Consider the following 3074-nt stretch of genomic DNA (forward strand, 5'->3'; position numbering starts at 1 on the left):
GGGCCCCCCCCGGGGGGGGGGGGGGGGGGGGGGGGGGGGGGGGGGGGGGGGGGGGGGGGGGGGGGGGGGGGGGGCGCCCGGGGGCGGGGGGGGCGCCCCCCCCCCGCCCGGGGTCCGGTTGGGCCCCGGGCGCACCCACCCGCCCCGGACGCACCCGCGGCGCCGCGCACCGTCACGCCACCCGCGTCATCGTGGAGTCGTAGCCGCCGCCACCGGGGTAGACCCACGCCCCGGAGAGCGTGTTCCCGTCGGCGCTGAACTCGGCCTTGTAGTAAGCCGGGGAGCCCTTCTCGCCGCCCCAGATGGTGAGGGTGTCGCCGTCGATCTCGTAGACGTAGTCGAAGGTGTTGCCCATGCTGTCGTAGTAGCGGGACCGGATGTCCTGGCCGGGCGCCTCCGCGCCGAACTCCTTGAGGCGTCCGATCATCTCGATTCCGACGACCGGCTGACCGTACTGCTCCAGCGCGATGTCCTGGAGGAGGAAGTAGCCGCCCTCCAGCCAGCGGTAGGTGACCGTGCCCTCCGCTCCGCCGCCGACGCGCCAGGTGCCGACCAGCCGGTCGAGGGCGCGCAGGGCGGCATCGGGCCCGGCGGTCCCGGTCGCGTTCTCGGGCGTCGTCGCGGTCTCGGGCGTCGTGTTCTCGGCCATGGTGGCGCTCCTCGTACTCCTTACGCGGCCCGGTGCCGCGTTCTTGCCCATGTGACGGGCGGCCCGGAGGAAAGGAATCGGTACGGGTTCTGTGACCCGTATCACTCCGCCAGGGTGAGGGCGAGTCCCGGCAGCAGATCGGGGTCGAAGGTGGTGATCTCGGCGATCAGGCCGTCCTCGATCCGCAGGACGTCCACGTTGATCGCGGTGAAGACGGTCTCGCCGGGGCGCCGGAGGTAGTTGACGGCCGCGGGCTGCCGGTTGACGCCGTACGCCACCGAGCGCCATTCGCCCCGGGGCTCGTCGCCCTCCAGGACGGGGCGCCACAGGTCGAGTACGGCCGCGCGTCCGTCGAAGAGCAGGTGGTGCGGGGGCATGGCCTGGCGGACGTCCTCGCGCAGCAGCACGGCGAGGGCCGACAGGTCGGCGTCGCGGGAGGCGGCCATGTACCGCTGGAGTACGGCCCGTTCGGCGGCGCTGGGCTCGGTGGCGGCGCCCCAGTCGGCGCGCCGTTCGGGCAGGTGGTCGCGGAGGGTGGTTCGGGCCCGCTGGAGGGCGCTCTTGACCGAGGCAAGGCTCAGGTCGAGGGCGTCGGCGGTCTCCCGGGCGGGCCATCCGGCGATGTCGCGGAGGATGAGGACGGCCCGCTGGCGGGGCGGCAGATGCTGGATGACGGCGAGGAAGGCGAGTTCGACGGTCTCGCGGGCGACGGCTGCGGCATGGGGTTCGCCGTGGCCGGGGGCGGCGAGGTCGAGCAGCTCGTCGGGGTAGGGCTGGAGCCAGGCGACTTCCGCGAGGGGCGCGGAGACGGGCGATCCGGCGCTGTCGGCGGCGAGGACGACCTCGCGGGTGCGGGCGGGTCCGGCGAGGTGGTCGAGGGCCGTGTTGGTGGCGATGCGGTAGAGCCAGGCCCGGAAGGTGGACCGGCCTTCGAAGCCGTCGCGCCGCCGCCACGCCTTGAGCAGGGTCTCCTGCACCAGGTCCTCGGCGTCGGTGAAGGAGCCGAGCATCCGGTAGAGGTGGACCCGCAGTTCGTGCCGGTAGCGCTCGGCGAGCGCGGAGAAGACGGCCTCGCCGCCGGTACGGATCGTCTCGGCGGAGGGTTCACCGGGTCCGGCGACCGCCACAGGCTGTCCGCCGGATACGCCGTACGCGCCGTCGCTGCTGCTCATGCCCCCTTCGTACCATCCGGACGCCACCGGTCGGGCCATCACCGGCTTCGGCCCCGGGCAGCCGGAGGGGCTCGGTCCGGATTGTCCCGCCCGACCGATTAACATCGGGACGAACGATAGGAAGAAGGTATCAATGGTCACGGCGATCCGGGGCAAGCAGCCCAGTCTGGCGCAATTGCGGGCCTTCGCGGCGGTGGCCGAGCATCTGCACTTCCGGGACGCGGCAGCGGCGATCGGGACGAGCCAGCCCGCGCTCTCCGGCGCCGTATCGGCACTGGAGGAGACGCTGGGCGTACAGCTCGTGGAGCGGACGACCCGCAAGGTGCTGCTCTCCCCCGCCGGTGAGCGTCTGGCGGCCCGGGCCAGGGCGGTGCTGGACGCGGTCGGCGAGCTGATGGAGGAGGCGGCGGCGGTACGGGCCCCGTTCACCGGCGTCCTGCGGCTCGGGGTGATCCCCACGGTCGCGCCCTATCTGCTGCCGAACGTGCTCCGGCTGGTCCACGGCACGTATCCGCAGCTCGATCTCCAGGTCCACGAGGAGCAGACGTCGTCGCTGCTGGAGGGGCTGGCCGCCGGGCGGCTCGATCTGCTGCTGCTCGCGGTGCCGCTGGGGGTGCCGGGGGTGACCGAGATCCCGCTGTTCGACGAGGACTTCGTCCTGGTCGTGCCGGAGGGGCATCCGCTGGGGGACCGCCGGGGCATTCCCCGGGACGAGCTGCGCGAGCTGCCGCTGCTGCTGCTCGACGAGGGGCACTGTCTGCGTGACCAGGCCCTCGACGTGTGCCGGGAGGCGGGCCGGGACGGGCAGACCCCGGTGACGACCACGGCGGCGGGCCTGGCGACCCTGGTCCAGTTGGTCGCGGGCGGTCTCGGGGTGACCCTGCTGCCGCGGACGGCGGTGGAGGTGGAGACCGGCCGGGGCGGTCTGGAGACCGGCTGGTTCGCCGAGCCCGCCCCGGCCCGCCGGATCGCCCTGGCCATGCGGTCGGGCGCGGCCCGCCAGGGCGAGTTCGAGGAGTTCGCCCGTTCGTTGCGGGGGGCGATGGCTTCCCTGCCCGTACGGCTCCGGACCCCGGACACGGAAGACACGACGGACGCGGCGGGGGCGGGGCCCGGCGCGGCGGGACAGCGCAGCTAGTGCTGTGGCCGGAAGGGTTCGCCGGGGCCCGCGGCGTCAGGTGCGGTGCGTCGCGAGGCGGAGGTCCACGGCTCGTACTGGACGTACTCGCGTGGTCCGGCAACGCGGCGCGGGG

The 3074-nt window shown here is 74.3% G+C and carries 3 protein-coding genes; 1 reads left to right on the plus strand and 2 read right to left on the minus strand.

All coding sequences use genetic code 11. From position 1 onward, the window contains the following. Nucleotides 1-172: 172 nt before the first annotated feature. Together ABZ714_RS34770 and ABZ714_RS34775 are read right to left on the minus strand one after the other, a co-directional pair. Nucleotides 173-649, minus strand: coding sequence for a hypothetical protein (locus tag ABZ714_RS34770; protein WP_358829371.1), 477 nt, complete (start codon nucleotides 647-649; stop codon nucleotides 173-175). A 101-nt stretch (nucleotides 650-750) separates the two neighbouring features. Beyond that, on the minus strand, nucleotides 751-1821 hold the full coding sequence (locus ABZ714_RS34775; RefSeq protein ID WP_358829372.1) for an RNA polymerase subunit sigma-70: 1071 nt from the start codon (nucleotides 1819-1821) through the stop codon (nucleotides 751-753). 133 nt (nucleotides 1822-1954) lie between these two features. Here ABZ714_RS34775 and ABZ714_RS34780 point away from each other — a divergent pair, with 133 nt between their 5' ends. Then, on the plus strand, nucleotides 1955-2959 hold the full coding sequence (locus ABZ714_RS34780) for a LysR substrate-binding domain-containing protein (RefSeq protein WP_358829373.1): 1005 nt from the start codon (nucleotides 1955-1957) through the stop codon (nucleotides 2957-2959). Nucleotides 2960-3074: the final 115 nt, after the last annotated feature.

The organism is Streptomyces sp. NPDC006798, from assembly GCF_040635975.1.
In the GTDB taxonomy this organism is placed as follows: domain Bacteria; phylum Actinomycetota; class Actinomycetes; order Streptomycetales; family Streptomycetaceae; genus Streptomyces.

Coding starts and splice junctions, on each gene's coding strand:
- ABZ714_RS34770 (WP_358829371.1), bottom strand. CDS start 649: ATGGCCGAGAACACGACGCCCGAGACCGCGACGACGCCCGAGAACGCG.
- ABZ714_RS34775 (WP_358829372.1), bottom strand. CDS start 1,821: ATGAGCAGCAGCGACGGCGCGTACGGCGTATCCGGCGGACAGCCTGTG.
- ABZ714_RS34780 (WP_358829373.1), top strand. CDS start 1,955: ATGGTCACGGCGATCCGGGGCAAGCAGCCCAGTCTGGCGCAATTGCGG.